This is a genomic window from Clostridioides sp. ZZV14-6154, from assembly GCF_020657785.1.
In the GTDB taxonomy this organism is placed as follows: Bacteria; Bacillota; Clostridia; order Peptostreptococcales; family Peptostreptococcaceae; genus Clostridioides.
Map to the genome: position 1 here is coordinate 517345 of NZ_JAGWCY010000002.1, position 12290 is coordinate 529634.

Consider the following 12290-nt stretch of genomic DNA (forward strand, 5'->3'; position numbering starts at 1 on the left):
AATAGTATAAAAATATATAAGGTGATTTAAATCTAAAAAATTATTGAATAGTATATTTATTACACAAAAAGTTTTATCATTATCATGAGGGGGAAGTAATAATGTTTAAGAAAGGGTTGTTTATAGTTTTAAGTTTGGCACTTATATGTACAGGTTGCAGTTCAAAAAATGGTTCTAAAGGTAAGCAAGCAGACAGAGATAATTCTCTTATACTATTAAAAAATGATGAGAATAATTCAGACGATATGACAGATGTATACATAAAGACAGAAGGTAAGGATGAAGAAAAAATAGCATCAGATGTACCTACATATACTAAAAAAGATTATATAAATGGGGAACAATCAATATTAATTCAAGATAAAGAAAATAATTTATATAAGTATAACCTAAAAAAAGAAAAGGAAAAAATAGCATCAGATTTATCTTCTGATGAAATTAATTCATATGAATTTATGCCTTCTTCAAACACTATAGCATATATATCATCAGAAAAATCTTTGTATGTAAAATACGATGGAAAAGATAAAGAAAAAATAGCTAATGATGTTGTATTGTATAGGATGTCTACAGATGGAAAATTCATATATTATATGAATACAGATGAAGAGTTATATCTATATAAAGAAGATGGAAATAAAGAAAAAATATCTACTGATATACAGAGCTTTGATATTGTAAATAATAAAGGGGATGTAATATTTATAAATAATGATGACAATTTATATTTAAAAAGCACAGATAAAAATGATAAGGTCAAAATTAGTTCAGATGTATCAAATTTATGGGGGGTAAAATCTAATGATGAAGAAATTATGTATATAAGTGAGTATAATTATAAGGATTTGAAAGGTGAGTTATATTTGTACAAAAATAATGTTAGTGAAAAAATAGCATCAGATATTAGGTCTTATAAATATAGAGATAATAAATTTTATTTTATAAATAGTGATGATGAATTGTATGAGAAAGAAATAGGCAAAGAGGAGTCTAATAAAATAAAATCAGACATTAATTATGTAAGTTTTATTAAAGATGGAATTGTATTTACAAATTCTGATGGAGATATATATATTAAGAAAAATAATAAAGAAGACGAAAAAATAGGCAATGATATGAAAGAAAATTCTAATGTATCTATTATTAATGATGAGGAATTACTTTATATTAAATCAAGTGGGGAGTTATTTTTAGATAAAGACAAGATAGCAAGTGATGTTATTGGCTATTCATTTAATTCAGAGAATATAGCATATTCTACTAAAAATAAGGAAATACATTTTTATAATTTAAAAACTAAGAAAGACAATATAGAAATAAACAATGTAGGTAAATATTCAGAAGTTTATTTAGGGAATAAGTTGATTTACTCTAAAAATTTGGAGCCAAAAGATTTAAATGGTTTTTGGAAAGCTGATGAATATAATATATTTGAATTTGAAGAGCCAAATAAGATAAAACTTTATAGTAAAAGTGAAGAAGAAAGTAATTATACAGTTAAATATGAAGAAGAAAGTTCAGATAGTAACAGCATAGTATTAAAAGGAAAAGATACTTTATCAAAGGAAAAATTTACTATAACTAAATTTAATAGTAATGAAATTTCATTGCAAGCTAATAACGTGAGTGGCACACTTAATAAGATTTCCAAAGAAGAAGCTGAAAAATTTATTAAGAGTATAAATAACAAGGAAAATAGTGAAAATACTGATAAAAAGAGCAATAAAAGTGATTCAGGTTCAAGTTCTAATACGAAAAATAAGGAAGTAAGTTATGATGATGATTATATTATATATGATAGTGATTCTAGAGTATTAACTAAAGATGAACTTGGGCTTTATAGTAAAGAGGAGTTAGCCTATATAAGAAATGAAATATTTGCAAGATATGGATATGTATTTAAAGAAGAACCATATAAGAGTTATTTTAGTAATAAGTCATGGTATCAGCCAGATTATAGTATAGGAGCGGATACAGATATTTTAAATTCTGTAGAGAAACAAAATGTATCATTGATTAAGGAAATGGAAAACTAAGTAATAAGAAATTTTAAAATACATGTCTAAATGTAGTATAAGATAGTCTATAAACATTAAAATTGAAATGTGAATTAATTTTAAACATAAATTAATCATATATAAAATTATTAAATCTATAAGTTAGACTTAAGCATAACTTATAGATTTAATAATTCATGTATGAATCTAAAAATCTAACTTATAGATTTGCATAATATTATCTAAATGTTTTGAACAAAATAAATTTCTTATTAAGAAAATATAAATATAAGGATTGATACTTTCATTTCTATACTTTTAATAAAATGCAACACAATTACGACCTTGTTCCTTTGCAATATATAAAGCTTTATCACAATAACTTATAAATTCATTTAAAGTTATTAATTCTTCGACTTTCTTTGTATGAACTCCGATGCTAACAGTCACACATTTTGAAGGAACATCATCACGTTCAAAATTACAATACTCTATAATCTTACATAAACATTCGGATTTAAGTTTAGCATTCTCCTCATCACAATTGAAAATACATATAAAAAATTCTTCACCACCATAACGGATAGCATGTTCATTTTCAGAATTTGTAAAATCTAAAATTACTTTAGCAATATTTTGTAAACAGTAGTCACCTTTTTGATGTCCGTAAGTGTCATTAAATTGTTTAAAATAATCTATATCTATCATCATCCCTGTTATAGGCTATTGATTTGAATGGGTACTTAATTTTTTTTGAAGAACATCTTCTAGATATCTACGATTATTCATTTTAGTTAGGTCATCAGTCATAACCTTAAGATTTAATAAATTATTCATATGAGAGATTTCTTCGTATTGTTGATGGATTAGCATTTTATCATAATAAGTAAATACACGACTTCTATATAACATTGTAGAAACAAAAATAGCAAGTGATGTTATAAAAAATGTGTTTACAATATTACTGAACTCATTACCTGATACAGTTTGAATTCCTGGTAAGAGTAGATTAAGAAATAAAAAACATCCTCCAAAAACTACTATTGATTGACCTAATTTTAATACTGAAAAAGCAGCAGCTGTTAACATTATATAACTGAATACACTCAAATCATTTCCACCTAACTGGTCAAGCAAAGTAATTACACAACCCCATAAGCAGAAAAAAGTTACATAAATCACCCATAAGTTTATATAACAAGTGCAATGTTCCTTTTTTTTATTCCAAAGATAAGAAAAAACAAACATAAAAATTAAAGAGATACAAAGTAGTATTATATACATACAAAAATACCATTGACGTCTTGGGGTGGCAAAAGGGCCACCATCTCTAGCTGATATTGATATCATCATAATTAGTTGAGATATTATTATTATGATACAAATAATTTTGCCTGTATGATAAAGATAATTGCAAAGTTCTCGTTCAACATTTTCTTTGTGTTTTTTATCTAGAGGGAATCCAAAGAATTTTTTGAATTTTTCTAAGTTCATATAAGCCTCCATTAAAAATAAAACATAAAAATAAGTATTCCTTTTCTTTTCTTAGATACTCGGAATACTTTGTTTACAATTTAATTATAGCAAAATATGATATATGTAACAATCTAAATTTATAATAGGTGATATTTATTAGTTAATATTAAATAAAGTTTTGTATTAGTATCTTATTATAATTAAGATGAGTAAGTTATTTATTTTTGAATATTAGACAATTATAATGAAATACTAATATAAGACAAACAAAATAGATAAATATATCCAATTAAGGTATAATTAAGTTCTATTAGTTAGATTTATAATTAATATATTATATGCATTAGAGTTGCTATAAAACTGAAAGTATTGAAATAACAACAATATAAGTGATTATATAAAGTTGATGATTTTAGCTTTTAAAATAGATAACTGAGAGTTTGCCACCCATTTGCCACCGTAGTATATTTTTGGGTGGCAAACTCTAATTTGTAATTCTTTCAAATATATCTACAGTTTCATTTTTCATCTTATCAGTTACATGTGAATAGGTATCCATTGTAGTTGATAATTGACTATGACCTAGACGGTTTTGTATGTCTTTAATATTAGCACCATTTTCTAATAGTAGGGTAGCATGTGTATGTCTTAGACAATGGAAATGGAAGTCATTGTTTAAGGCTTCTCTAATTTGTCTTACTATAGTGTCCATAGTGTGAATAGTTACTTGTTGACCATTTTCTTTAGTACATACCCAATCACTATCAAAGTAAAATTCCCCATATTTTAATTTCATTTTCTTTTGGTATAGTTTATGTTCTTTTAATGCTCTTACTAAGGTATCACCTGTAAATATAGTTCTACAAGAGCTTTCTGTTTTTGGTTGGCTTAATTCAAACATTCCATTCTTCTTTTTAATCAGAGTATGTTTTACTGTGATGGTTTTATTATCAAGGTCTATATCATCCCATGTTAATGCAATAATTTCACCTCTTCGCATACCAGTATAAAATCCAATTAGTAAGACTATACGCTGAAAGGAATCTTGAGGAAATATATTTAGTGTTTGATTAAATTCTTCTAGTGTAATAGTTTTAACTTTTTTAGTTTCTGTTTTAGACTTAGTTTTTGGTATGCTTACATATTGCATAGGATTTTCTCGTATGTGTTTGTAAGGGTAGACTGCTGATTTTAATGACCTATGTAATATAGCTTTGAATACTTGTAATGTACTTTGAGAATAGTCTTCTTTGTACTTTTTGTTTATGAAGTTTTGTAGTATTGCTGGTGTTAGAGATTTTACTTTATAAACTCCTAATTTTGGCTTTATATGTTTTTCTATGTTTATTCGGTAGCTTTCTTGAGTGTTATATTTACAGTTAAGTAAAACATACTCTTTGAACCAAAAATCAAGGTAGTCTGATAAACTGATGTTGCTTTCTTCAAATACTATGCCAGAGTTTTCATATTCATTTAGTGCTTCTCTTAGTGCTTTTTCTGCTTCTTTTTTTGTATTGCCACCAACTCTTTCTACTTTTTTTCTTTTGCCTTCTACTATACCTAGGTCAAAGTAGTAATACCACTTGTTGCTTCTTTTTCTTACTCCACCTTTCATAATAGTACCCCCTTTTTAGAATGTATGTTTGTTTTATGTTTATATAAAAGAGCAGATTAACTGCTCTTTATACATCCATTTATACTCTTTTTTTCTCTGTTATACCTAAAACTTCTTTTAAACCTTCTTGTAATATTTGTGAAAAATTGATTTTATGTTTCATAGCTTCTTTATTTAACCAGTATGGTAAAGTTAGATTTTTATTAACAGTTTTATTGTTCATTTCTTCTCTGACAATAGGCATATAGACACTAATAGGGATTAAAAATTCTCCTTTTTCTAGTTCTATATCCTCTGGTTTCATTGAATTAGGAATGTCTTCTTCATCTTCTTCAAGTCCCCATAAAAATAACTCTAAAACTTCTTTGGCATTCTTCATTCCTTCCTCAATAGTATCACATTCAGAAAAGCAACCTTCAAGTTCTGGAAAAGATATGCAATATCCACCTTCTTCAGCTACAGTAAATTTTGCAAAGAACAAATATTTATCCATTTAATCACCTCGATTTGTTGTATAATAAGATTGTAAGGGGTACAAGCTGGGCTATTTAAGCCCTGCTTGTTTTAAGATATTGTTTAGTGTTCCGAGTTTGAAGTCTTTGTTATGTATTGGAACTGATATCTTACCTTTTTTGGTTGGGTGTTTTAGATAAAGATGTGAGCCTCTTTGTCCAACTTCTACCCAACCATTTTGTTTTAATATTTTTAATAATTCTCTAGGTTTCATATGTACCTCCTTACAATTATATTATAACACGCATTGATAATGCGTGTCAATAAGAAGGCGTATATTTGTAAAAATATTTAATCTATAAAAGTAGAATAAAATTCTAAAAGATATTTTCGTATATATAAAAGTTAGGTAAATTGGTTAATATTAAAAATCTGTTATTTCCTAAGTCCAACATGCTTTTCTTTCTTGATAGAAATTCTAATCTTTTTAATAAGAATTCGATACTAACTTGTAATTCTTCAGCTATTTCGTATACACTTGTAGCATGTGAATTAATAACCTGTATTATTTCTTCTTCTGTTATAAGAAATTCACATGCCCATCTTAGGGCTTTGTTTTCAGTTTTATCTATCAAAATTTTATTTTTGTAACTGTTTTTTGAAGATACATAGTTTCCAACACTGGTAAAATGATGTCCTAATTCTTCAGCTAAGATTTCTATTAGTTTAGCATTATTTTGTTTTAATGAATTAAGTAGTGATATAATTTTTAGCCCTTGTCTGTTTATATACAATCCTTTTATGTCATCTGCTATTTTGTCAGTGTAGTAAATTTCTATTTCCTCATTATTTGCTAAGTCTAAAAGTGCGTCTAGTTTGTTCATGGAAATCCCCCTATAAAAAGAATGTATGTGTTACTTTTTTATATATAAAGAGCAGGTGTTAACTGCTCTAAATATTCATTTTTTATATCTATCAACTAAAAACTCTATGTAGCTATTAATATGTTCTTGAGCTTCTTTAGGTAAACTTTCATAAGATTTAATTATTTTGGATATTTCATCAGTAGTTGTGTAATTTTCAATTAAGGTTTTGCCAAGTAGATAATCAACTGACACATTAAAAAATTCTGAAAGTCTTAACAAGTCTTCTTTAACAGGTTCTCTTTTGCTAGTTTCTAACATAGCAATTTTGCTTAGTGAACAATTAAGTAATTTTGATAATTCTGCTTGAGTTAATTCTTTTTTCTTTCTTAATTCTTTTAACCTTATTGGAAAAGTTGAACTCAAGTATTTTGTTAATTGATTTGAATCATCTATGTTAATTTTTCCAATTAAGTAATCTGTAGATACTCCAAAATAGTCTGAGCAATCTTTAATAAATGATTCTTTTGGTTCTCTTAATCCATTTTCAATCCTAGATAAAGTAGACTTATTTATACTTAAGTCTGTACTTAATTTATCTAAAGAAATTCCTTTTTCAGTTCTCAATTTTTTTAATATTAACATAGATTCAATCCTTACTTTTTATATTTATTCATTAAAAATTCAATATAATCATTGAGTTGTTCTTGAGCTTCCTCTGGTAAATCTTTGTGAGGATTAACTCTGTGTGCGGCTACAGTATCTATATGCTTTCTAACAAGAGTTCTGCCTAATAAATAATCTGTTGAAACATCAAAAATTTTAGCTAAATTAGAAAGCATATAAGCATCAGGAACAGTTTTACCTTGCTCATAATATCCATAAGCGCTTTTTGTTAAACCAATTTTCTTAGCTACTTCTTCTTGAGTTAAATTTAATTCTTTTCTTAGTTCTTTTAATCTATTTTGAAGTAACGAATTTTCCATTTATTAATCAGCTCCTTTTATCATTAATATACAAGTAATGATTGTAAAAGTAAATATAAAACAATTAAAAATTGTAAAAAATAGTTTTAATTGACAATTTTTAATTGACAAACAAGTATTAATTGTTTTATAATTAATTCAACAAGACAAGTATTAATTGTTTTGATAGGAGGGGAAATTGATGAATAAGTTAAAACAATTAAGAAAAAAAGAGAAATTAACACAGGGAAAAATAGCAAAATATATTGGAGTTACACAACAAGCATATAGCTATTTTGAAACAGAGCAATCTAAACCGAGTTTAGAAACTGCCAAGAAAATAGCTGATTTTTTTAAAGTTCCAATGGAAGAAATTTTTTTTGATAATAATAACAATTAATAATTGTTTATATATTTTGTTATGAAATTAAAACATAGGAGGTATGTTGTATGAATAAAAATTTAATGGTTTTTGAAGATAAAAAAGTAGAAATTTTTGAATTTAAAGGACAGGTTTTATTTAATCCAAAACATGTGGCAGAGTGTCTAGAGTTAAGTGAAAGTGGTCTAAGAAATCATTTGTCAGATATGAGTAATAAGCAAGCTTTGTTATTAAAAAATTCAGATGTCCAAGATAGGGACATCCGAAAACTGAATAATGCTGGAGAAAAATTTTTAACAGAAAGTGGAGTTTATAAATTAATTTTTAAATCAAGAAAAGAAGAGGCAGAAAGATTTCAAGATTGGGTTACAGATAAAATTTTACCAAGCATTCGTAAAACTGGCACATATAATATGGTAAATCAACAATCAAAAGATAGTTATATGATAGATAATCCTATAGAGCGTGCTAAACGTTGGATAGAGGAACAAAAGGAGAAAGAGCAGTTACAACTAGAAGGAAAAATGAAAGACCAAGTAATAAAAGAATTAAAGCCAAAGGCAGATTACACAGATATGATACTTAAAAACAAAGGTCTAGTCACTATAACTCAAATAGCAAAAGACTATGGAATGAGTGGAAAAGAAATGAATAAAATACTTCATGAAAGAGGAATTCAATACAAACAAAGTGGACAGTGGCTTTTATATAAACAGTATCAAGGCAAGGGATACACTCATTCAGAAACAATAGACATAACTAGAAGTGATGGAATGACTGATGTAAAAATGACAACTAAATGGACTCAAAAGGGAAGATTATTTTTATATGATTTATTGAAAACAAATAACATATTACCTGATATAGAAAAAGAGTATAGTTATCAAACTTCAATGTTAGGTTAGTACTTTGAAAAATAAATACAGAATATTCAAAAAGAGGTGATTAGGTAGAAATGAAAAATAAAAAAACTCCAAAGGTAGTACCTAAGGAGCTATCAAATTTAACTGTGATGATTGTCCCTAAAAATGAAGATAGTTTAAGTATTAAAATAAATAAAATTAAATCCTTAGTAGATGAATTAAACAAAGAGATTAGTACAATACCATCTGAGTTTAAATCATATTTAAAACTTTAGATTAGATTTTAAATATTCTTCTGTAGCAGTACTAAGCATTTTATCCCATGTAGAAAACTTAGTGTTTTTGGAAATGTAAATATCAAACTCATCTTTTGGAATAGCTTCAAAATCTTTTGAAGAATTAACATTGTAATTTCCAAATTTCAATAATTCATCAAAAGAAGTAAAGTTTGTATATTTGGTCATGAATTTAGAGTTACATATTTTATCAATAGGAACTTGTCCAGTTGATTCTTTAATATTTTTTTCTAAGTTTTTTAGAGATTTTTCTAAATCTTTAAATCCATTTTTACTCATTATTTTGTATCCTTTCCATGATATTTGGAATATATTCCATATTTATATTATACCATGTAGAACTGAGGTGAATCCAATGTTGATAGGCGACAATATAAGCCAAATTTTAAGGAAAAGAAATATAAAAACTTATAAATTAGCAAAGGAATTAAATATAGATGTAAGTGGTCTATATAAATTACTGAGAAATAAAAGTTCTAATCCAACTATAGATACTCTAATAAAATTAGCTGATTATTTAGATATTACATTAGACGAATTAGTTGGAAGATAAATAATTGAAAAGAGGGGAGAGAATTTTCAGATGGATGTTTTTGAGAACATAACAAAGCAATTTAGTGATAGTTTAAAAAGTTTAATAGAAATAGAGATAAATAAACAGGAAACAGATAGAGTTAAGAGTCAAACTGTCGAACAAAAGGTAAAAGTACTGGAGCCTAAAGATATAGTTGTCTTAATAAAAAGAGGTTATCCAAATTACTTGATAACAGTAGAAGAAGCAAGAGGAATTTTAAAATTAGATACAGTTTTTATGCGTAGGTTAGTGAGCACAGGTTTGATAAAATCACTAGCTAGAGGTGATGGTAGAAAAATTTCAAGATATGAGGTTGATGATTTTATTGAGAGAAATCAAGGTAGAAATTTGGATGAACTTTTAAAAGAAGCAGAAAAAGAAATAATCTAAAGAAAAATTACTTTAAGGGGGTAAGTTACATGGAAGGATTAATAATAAGATTTGATTTAGATAAATTTAAGGTGGGAAATGTAGTAAAAATAAGCTCTAAAAGACTTGATTTTGAAGGAAATTGTCTAATTGTACAAGCATCTACACATGAACTAAATTTAGCATACTATGACAAAGAAAGAGGCAGTATGGAGTATCAAGCTCTAACAATAGAAGATATAGAATGCAGTGATTATGAAATTAAATTTCTAAATTAAAAGGGGGCAAATTATATGGAAACAGCTAGATTAATTGCAATAGGTCAAATTAGACAAGCAGAAAAAGAAATAAATAAATTAAATGAGCTAGGAGAATTTGAAAATAGTAGTTTGAACTGGTGGGAAGCTGTAAAGTTTGCTAGTCAAAACATCTTAGAAGGATTAGAATATGACATTAAATTAGAATCTTCCATTGAGTTTAGGGAAGCTATGATGTATCAAGAAGAACTTGAAAGAGATAGACCTATAGATGTTCAGATATAAAGAAAAGAGCCTTCGTACAGGCTCTAGGTAAAAAGAAATTAAAAAAAATTATAGCTATATTATAGCACAAGGGGGAATAAATGAAAACAAGAAATGAAATAATTAAGGATTTAGAAGATAGATTATTTTTATTAAAATTTACGACAGTAGATGAAGTAGACTGGGATGTAAAATTTGGACAAGTATCAGCATTAGAATCTTGTATAGATAAACATAGAAAAGGCTGGACTTTGAAACAATTTAAAGAGCATTTAGACGAATACAAATTACAAGGGGGTTGTGGTGATTACATAGATGGTTTTATGTCAGTTTTAGAAAGAAATATAAGAGAAATGGAGGGGAAAGTTGATGGAAGTGAATAATATTTACATAAAATTGATGGATGTTAGAATTAAGTTTAATAAATTAGATATAAAAAAGAGTGGTCAAAACAAGTTTGCTAACTTTAAATATTTTGAGTTAGCAGACTTCTTACCTCAAGCAACAGAGTTATTACAAGAAGCTAAATTATGCCCTATAGTGACCTTTACAAATGACTATGCAACCCTAACATTGATTAATGGAGAAAAACCAACAGAAGAGATAATATTTACTTCTCCAATGAGAGAATTACAATTAAAAGGCTCTAATGAGTTACAAGCATTGGGAGGAATTGAAACATACCAGACAAGGTATTTGTACATCCAGTTATTAAATATTACAGAAAATGATACTTTTGATGCTACTAGTGGAAAAGAAGATTATAAAAGAAATGACTTAATAAACTCCTCTAGTAAATCAAATGAAAATGGTCAAATTAAGATAAGTCAAAATCAAATAAAAAGGTTGTTTTCAATAGGAAATACAATAGGTAAGGATTCAGATAGAGTAAAAAGTGAAGTGTATTATAAGTTTAATAAAGAAGTTAAGGATTTAAGTAAACAGGAATATGACCAGATATGTGTTGGATATGAGAAGTTACAAAGGGAAAAAGGAATAATTAAGTAGGTGAATTTCTTGAGGGACAGAGACAAAGCAACTATAGAGAAAGGAAATATACTTAGTGATGGGTATGGTCTTTCACCACAATTGGTAGCTAGAGATTCATGGCTAACAACAGGAGCAAGAGCTTTATATTTTTATCTATCTAGTTTTGCAGGAGCAAGTGGGACATGTTATCCATCAAGGGATATTATGACTCATGAACTTGGTATAAATAAAGATACTTTTAGTAAATATCTAAATGAACTAAAGACGAGTGGATATATAAAAGTATATAAAAATAAAACTAGGGAAGGAAGGATGCAAAATAATATATATGAGGTAGTATTTGATAGAAACTATATAGAAAGTCATATATCCATTAGATGTAAGAAAGAAAATAAAAAAAAACCATGTCCGAAAAAAGCAGACATGGAACCATGTCCGAATTTACCGGACATGGTTCAACCGGACATGGAAAAGTCGGACACTATAAGTAACAGTATTATAAATAACAGTCTTAAAAGTAGTATGTATATAGAGCAACCTGTGGATAACTCTTTAAAAGAATTTAAGAAGCTCTATGAAGAAAATATAGGAGTAGTATATCCAGTTACAGCTGAATGGTTATTAGAAGTATCTAATGAAGTAGATATAAGAGTATTTAAAAGAGCCATAGAGATATGTGCTGAAAGAATGAATATGAATTTATCATACTTAAAAGGAATCCTTAAAAAGTGGAAGGATGCAAATATAACTACATATGAACAATTAGAATCATATAAATTACAACATGAAAATAAAAAGTCAAAAAAACCTAATAGTGCAGTAAGCAAAAATAAGTTTGCTAATTTTGAACAAACATTTACTCAATACAGTAACAAAGAATTAGATGAAATTATAAAGAAAAGCCAAAAGGCTAAATTTAGATAATA

Annotated in this window: 20 protein-coding genes; 11 read left to right on the plus strand and 9 right to left on the minus strand. The window is 26.9% G+C overall.

Annotated elements, in window-relative coordinates; all coding sequences use genetic code 11:
* Positions 1-101: 101 nt before the first annotated feature.
* The gene (locus KGF45_RS08785) at positions 102-2036 is read left to right on the plus strand and encodes a YARHG domain-containing protein (RefSeq protein WP_227842247.1); all 1935 of its coding nucleotides are present in this window, start codon (positions 102-104) and stop codon (positions 2034-2036) included.
* Positions 2037-2315: 279 nt separating this feature from the next.
* On the opposite strand, the gene KGF45_RS08790 is transcribed toward KGF45_RS08785, so the two are convergent.
* The 8 genes from KGF45_RS08790 to KGF45_RS08825 all read right to left on the minus strand — a co-directional run bounded on the left by KGF45_RS08790 (position 2316) and on the right by KGF45_RS08825 (position 7390).
* Entirely contained in the window at positions 2316-2705 is a 390-nt protein-coding gene (locus KGF45_RS08790) for a GGDEF domain-containing protein (RefSeq protein ID WP_285891645.1), read from the minus strand.
* Between the two features lie 15 nt (positions 2706-2720).
* A complete protein-coding gene (locus KGF45_RS08795) occupies positions 2721-3491 on the minus strand; it encodes a hypothetical protein (RefSeq protein ID WP_227842249.1) in 771 nt (256 codons plus the stop codon).
* Between the two features lie 466 nt (positions 3492-3957).
* Positions 3958-5088 (minus strand): site-specific integrase, encoded by a 1131-nt coding sequence (locus KGF45_RS08800; RefSeq protein ID WP_227842251.1) that lies wholly within the window; start codon positions 5086-5088, stop codon positions 3958-3960.
* 79 nt (positions 5089-5167) lie between these two features.
* Complete coding sequence (locus tag KGF45_RS08805; protein WP_227842253.1) at positions 5168-5581, minus strand: type II toxin-antitoxin system HicB family antitoxin; 414 nt, start codon at positions 5579-5581, stop codon at positions 5168-5170.
* A gap of 51 nt (positions 5582-5632) precedes the next feature.
* Positions 5633-5815 (minus strand): type II toxin-antitoxin system HicA family toxin, encoded by a 183-nt coding sequence (locus tag KGF45_RS08810; protein WP_227437508.1) that lies wholly within the window; start codon positions 5813-5815, stop codon positions 5633-5635.
* Positions 5816-5918: 103 nt separating this feature from the next.
* Positions 5919-6425: an ImmA/IrrE family metallo-endopeptidase gene (locus KGF45_RS08815; RefSeq protein ID WP_227842255.1), complete on the minus strand. Its 507-nt coding sequence runs from the start codon at positions 6423-6425 to the stop codon at positions 5919-5921.
* Between the two features lie 75 nt (positions 6426-6500).
* Complete coding sequence (locus KGF45_RS08820; protein ID WP_227821015.1) at positions 6501-7049, minus strand: helix-turn-helix domain-containing protein; 549 nt, start codon at positions 7047-7049, stop codon at positions 6501-6503.
* 11 nt (positions 7050-7060) lie between these two features.
* Positions 7061-7390 carry an XRE family transcriptional regulator gene (locus KGF45_RS08825; protein WP_227842257.1) on the minus strand — a complete coding sequence of 110 codons (330 nt, stop codon included), beginning with the start codon at positions 7388-7390 and terminating at the stop codon, positions 7061-7063.
* Between the two features lie 181 nt (positions 7391-7571).
* On the opposite strand from KGF45_RS08825, the gene KGF45_RS08830 reads away from it, so the two are divergent.
* The 3 genes from KGF45_RS08830 to KGF45_RS08840 are packed head-to-tail and all read left to right on the plus strand — an operon-like array spanning position 7572 to position 8889.
* On the plus strand, positions 7572-7769 hold the full coding sequence (locus tag KGF45_RS08830; protein WP_227842259.1) for a helix-turn-helix domain-containing protein: 198 nt from the start codon (positions 7572-7574) through the stop codon (positions 7767-7769).
* Positions 7770-7819: 50 nt separating this feature from the next.
* On the plus strand, positions 7820-8656 hold the full coding sequence (locus tag KGF45_RS08835) for a phage antirepressor KilAC domain-containing protein (RefSeq protein WP_227842260.1): 837 nt from the start codon (positions 7820-7822) through the stop codon (positions 8654-8656).
* Between the two features lie 50 nt (positions 8657-8706).
* Positions 8707-8889 carry a hypothetical protein gene (locus tag KGF45_RS08840; RefSeq protein WP_227482454.1) on the plus strand — a complete coding sequence of 61 codons (183 nt, stop codon included), beginning with the start codon at positions 8707-8709 and terminating at the stop codon, positions 8887-8889.
* On the opposite strand, the gene KGF45_RS08845 is transcribed toward KGF45_RS08840, so the two are convergent.
* Positions 8878-9189, minus strand: coding sequence for a hypothetical protein (locus KGF45_RS08845; protein ID WP_021372451.1), 312 nt, complete (start codon positions 9187-9189; stop codon positions 8878-8880). The genes KGF45_RS08840 and KGF45_RS08845 overlap by 12 nt on opposite strands.
* A gap of 76 nt (positions 9190-9265) precedes the next feature.
* Between KGF45_RS08845 and KGF45_RS08850 the strand changes: the two genes are divergently transcribed.
* From KGF45_RS08850 to KGF45_RS08880, 7 genes are all read left to right on the plus strand, one after another.
* Positions 9266-9463, plus strand: coding sequence for a helix-turn-helix domain-containing protein (locus KGF45_RS08850; protein WP_227842262.1), 198 nt, complete (start codon positions 9266-9268; stop codon positions 9461-9463).
* Between the two features lie 30 nt (positions 9464-9493).
* Positions 9494-9874: a helix-turn-helix domain-containing protein gene (locus KGF45_RS08855; RefSeq protein WP_227842264.1), complete on the plus strand. Its 381-nt coding sequence runs from the start codon at positions 9494-9496 to the stop codon at positions 9872-9874.
* 29 nt (positions 9875-9903) lie between these two features.
* On the plus strand, positions 9904-10131 hold the full coding sequence (locus KGF45_RS08860; RefSeq protein ID WP_227842266.1) for a hypothetical protein: 228 nt from the start codon (positions 9904-9906) through the stop codon (positions 10129-10131).
* Positions 10132-10146: 15 nt separating this feature from the next.
* Positions 10147-10395 (plus strand): hypothetical protein, encoded by a 249-nt coding sequence (locus tag KGF45_RS08865; protein WP_227842268.1) that lies wholly within the window; start codon positions 10147-10149, stop codon positions 10393-10395.
* Positions 10396-10475: 80 nt separating this feature from the next.
* The gene (locus KGF45_RS08870) at positions 10476-10757 is read left to right on the plus strand and encodes a hypothetical protein (RefSeq protein WP_227842270.1); all 282 of its coding nucleotides are present in this window, start codon (positions 10476-10478) and stop codon (positions 10755-10757) included.
* The gene (locus KGF45_RS08875) at positions 10744-11382 is read left to right on the plus strand and encodes an ERF family protein (RefSeq protein WP_227842272.1); all 639 of its coding nucleotides are present in this window, start codon (positions 10744-10746) and stop codon (positions 11380-11382) included. Before KGF45_RS08870 ends, KGF45_RS08875 begins: the two co-directional genes overlap by 14 nt.
* A complete protein-coding gene (locus tag KGF45_RS08880; RefSeq protein WP_227842273.1) occupies positions 11383-12288 on the plus strand; it encodes a DnaD domain protein in 906 nt (301 codons plus the stop codon). It begins immediately after the preceding gene.
* Positions 12289-12290: the final 2 nt, after the last annotated feature.

Coding starts and splice junctions, on each gene's coding strand:
- KGF45_RS08870 (WP_227842270.1), top strand. CDS start 10,476: ATGAAAACAAGAAATGAAATAATTAAGGATTTAGAAGATAGATTATTT.
- KGF45_RS08865 (WP_227842268.1), top strand. CDS start 10,147: ATGGAAACAGCTAGATTAATTGCAATAGGTCAAATTAGACAAGCAGAA.
- KGF45_RS08785 (WP_227842247.1), top strand. CDS start 102: ATGTTTAAGAAAGGGTTGTTTATAGTTTTAAGTTTGGCACTTATATGT.
- KGF45_RS08835 (WP_227842260.1), top strand. CDS start 7,820: ATGAATAAAAATTTAATGGTTTTTGAAGATAAAAAAGTAGAAATTTTT.
- KGF45_RS08850 (WP_227842262.1), top strand. CDS start 9,266: ATGTTGATAGGCGACAATATAAGCCAAATTTTAAGGAAAAGAAATATA.
- KGF45_RS08810 (WP_227437508.1), bottom strand. CDS start 5,815: ATGAAACCTAGAGAATTATTAAAAATATTAAAACAAAATGGTTGGGTA.
- KGF45_RS08845 (WP_021372451.1), bottom strand. CDS start 9,189: ATGAGTAAAAATGGATTTAAAGATTTAGAAAAATCTCTAAAAAACTTA.
- KGF45_RS08815 (WP_227842255.1), bottom strand. CDS start 6,425: ATGAACAAACTAGACGCACTTTTAGACTTAGCAAATAATGAGGAAATA.
- KGF45_RS08825 (WP_227842257.1), bottom strand. CDS start 7,390: ATGGAAAATTCGTTACTTCAAAATAGATTAAAAGAACTAAGAAAAGAA.
- KGF45_RS08855 (WP_227842264.1), top strand. CDS start 9,494: ATGGATGTTTTTGAGAACATAACAAAGCAATTTAGTGATAGTTTAAAA.
- KGF45_RS08860 (WP_227842266.1), top strand. CDS start 9,904: ATGGAAGGATTAATAATAAGATTTGATTTAGATAAATTTAAGGTGGGA.
- KGF45_RS08830 (WP_227842259.1), top strand. CDS start 7,572: ATGAATAAGTTAAAACAATTAAGAAAAAAAGAGAAATTAACACAGGGA.
- KGF45_RS08800 (WP_227842251.1), bottom strand. CDS start 5,088: ATGAAAGGTGGAGTAAGAAAAAGAAGCAACAAGTGGTATTACTACTTT.
- KGF45_RS08875 (WP_227842272.1), top strand. CDS start 10,744: ATGGAAGTGAATAATATTTACATAAAATTGATGGATGTTAGAATTAAG.
- KGF45_RS08795 (WP_227842249.1), bottom strand. CDS start 3,491: ATGAACTTAGAAAAATTCAAAAAATTCTTTGGATTCCCTCTAGATAAA.
- KGF45_RS08840 (WP_227482454.1), top strand. CDS start 8,707: ATGAAAAATAAAAAAACTCCAAAGGTAGTACCTAAGGAGCTATCAAAT.
- KGF45_RS08790 (WP_285891645.1), bottom strand. CDS start 2,705: ATGATAGATATAGATTATTTTAAACAATTTAATGACACTTACGGACAT.
- KGF45_RS08805 (WP_227842253.1), bottom strand. CDS start 5,581: ATGGATAAATATTTGTTCTTTGCAAAATTTACTGTAGCTGAAGAAGGT.
- KGF45_RS08820 (WP_227821015.1), bottom strand. CDS start 7,049: ATGTTAATATTAAAAAAATTGAGAACTGAAAAAGGAATTTCTTTAGAT.